General features: G+C 63.4%; 2 protein-coding genes. Both read right to left on the reverse strand.

What is annotated here, in order from left to right; genetic code table 11:
* Positions 1-514: molybdopterin-dependent oxidoreductase (locus E1202_RS31025; protein ID WP_235879141.1), on the reverse strand; the 514-nt coding region annotated here is incomplete at its 3' end.
* Entirely contained in the window at positions 511-1,761 is a 1,251-nt protein-coding gene (locus E1202_RS31030) for an MFS transporter (RefSeq protein ID WP_268952404.1), read from the reverse strand. The genes E1202_RS31025 and E1202_RS31030, both read right to left, overlap by 4 nt.
* Between the last annotated feature and the right edge of the window lie 316 nt (positions 1,762-2,077).

Here is a 2,077-nt window from a genome sequence, read left to right on the forward strand (position 1 = left end):
CGTGTTGCAGGAGCACGCCCGAAGCGCCGTAGCTGTAGTCACCGAGACCGGAGACGTATCCGCCAAGCGTGTTCAAGAAGCGGTGCAGCTGACTCTGCCCGTGGTGGAAACGTCCGGCACTCGACCACCCGTACGAACCGCCGAAAACCCCTTCAGAGCCCTTGGTCGCATACACCCGTTCCAGTTCGGTGGAGACCAGCTCCAGCGCCTCGTCCCAATCAACTTCGACGAACGGCTCGTCGCCACGGGGACTTGGACCGGGTCCTTGCTCCAGCCAACCCCGCCGGACGGCTGGGCGCATGACTCGGGCCGAGTGGTGCTGGCTCGATGCCACGTTGTGGATGATGTCGCGCGGGTCGGGGTCCTTCCGCCATGCCGTGACGGAGTGCAATGCGGTGCCGGTCGTCACCGCCTCCAAGACGCCGAAGTGCGTCACGTGGACCCCGCGCGGCGCTCGTCCCCCGTCGCGGTGCTCCGCATCCGCCCGGTCCATCGGGCTGTCCGCCGCGTTCAACGGCCGGCCTCCGCACTCGTGCGCTCACGACGATGAGGCTCGCGAGCCAGGACGAACACCATCGTTGTCAGCCCCGCAATGCCCGCCAATGCCCACCAACCGGCCGACTTCCCCGCACTCTCGGCAGTGACCGCGTAGATGTACGGGAAGGCGATCGCGCCCGCGTTGCCAAGAGTGAGGATCAGGCCCAGTGCAGTACCGAAGTCCTGCGTCAGCACCTCGTCCGGGTACTCGCCCGGCGAGACCGTGCACGGCGCGAAATACATCATACCCACGAGCCCGATCCCGCCCAGGACGAACCAGATCGACATTCCGCCGGCGAAGGGGAGGACAGCCAACGAGACGACCATCGCCGAGGCCGGGACCCACAACGTCGGAAGAAAACGCGGGCTCCGGTCGGCCAGCATGCCTCCGAGAATCGCACCCGGGATCCCGAGGAAGAGCAACGTAGCCGACAACAGCCCTGCCGACGAAGTGGAGAACCCCAGCTCGGATTCGGCGTATTCGGGTCCCAGCTGAGAAACGGTAAACATGATTCCGTAGGCAGCAACACTGCCGATACCGATAGACCAGATTGATCGGGACCGGAGGCAGGCAAGGGTCCCACCCCACGAGAAGTGGCCACCATCCAGCTCCGGAAGGTCGGCGGGAACCCGGAGTGTGCACACAGCCATCACGGTGGCCACGAAGCCGACTGCTGCGGCAATACCGACCGCCGGTCGCCAGTCAAAAATGTCAAGCAACGCGACCCATGCATACAAGCCGACTGCGGCCCCGGCCGTGAAACCGAACCCATTCACGAAACCGCCCACAACGAGCTTGACCTGCCCCTGCTTTGCCCATGCGGCAGCGAGCGGGATTGCACTACCCACGATGAGGGACATCGACATCCCGCCGACAGACCGCGAGAGCAGGAACCACATGTAGCCGTCCGCGAGGGAGCCCAACGCAGATGATGCAGCGAGCATGCCGGATCCGATGACCGCGACGGGTTTGTAGCCGAATGCCGCAGCAGCGAACCCCGCCGGAATGTGGGCGATCGCGTAGCCGAGGAAGAACGCGGACACGAGCAGGCTGATCCGGGTCAGATCGAGACCGTACTCCTCGGCGATCGGCCCGAAAGCCGGGACCATCGCGTACATCTGCAGGCCATATGCAAATGCCAGAAGTACGACGGTCCCGATGACGAGCCACCGCCGCGAGTCATTCGTGGCTGTTGTGACTCGGCTTTGTTGGGACAGTGCCATGAGGTGACCGCCTTCGGGTGCGTCTTTTAATTGAGAAGGATCACGTCGCTGCCTTGGCAAAAAGATGGTGCAGTTCACGTTTTGATCTACCGTGGCCCCGGTATCTCAACTGAGGTCATCTCATTGAGCTTTTCTGCGTAACTTCTTGTTGTGTTGTGTAATCAAGTCGTGGGCGGTCATGTGGTGCGGCCATGTGCGATTAGCGTGCGTAGGACAGCGTGGCGACGATGTCGCGGAGGTGGCAGGGGTGGCCGCGGTAGCGGTGGAGGGTCTTGTAGGTGGTTTTGAGTGAGGAGTTGGCGTACTCGCCGAGGTA

It is taken from the genome of Saccharopolyspora karakumensis (assembly GCF_004349225.1).
GTDB lineage: Bacteria > Actinomycetota > Actinomycetes > Mycobacteriales > Pseudonocardiaceae > Saccharopolyspora > Saccharopolyspora endophytica.

What these genes read in the sequence shown, in the direction of transcription:
- E1202_RS31030 (WP_268952404.1), bottom strand. Translation starts at nt 1,761, where the DNA reads ATGGCACTGTCCCAACAAAGCCGAGTCACAACAGCCACGAATGACTCG.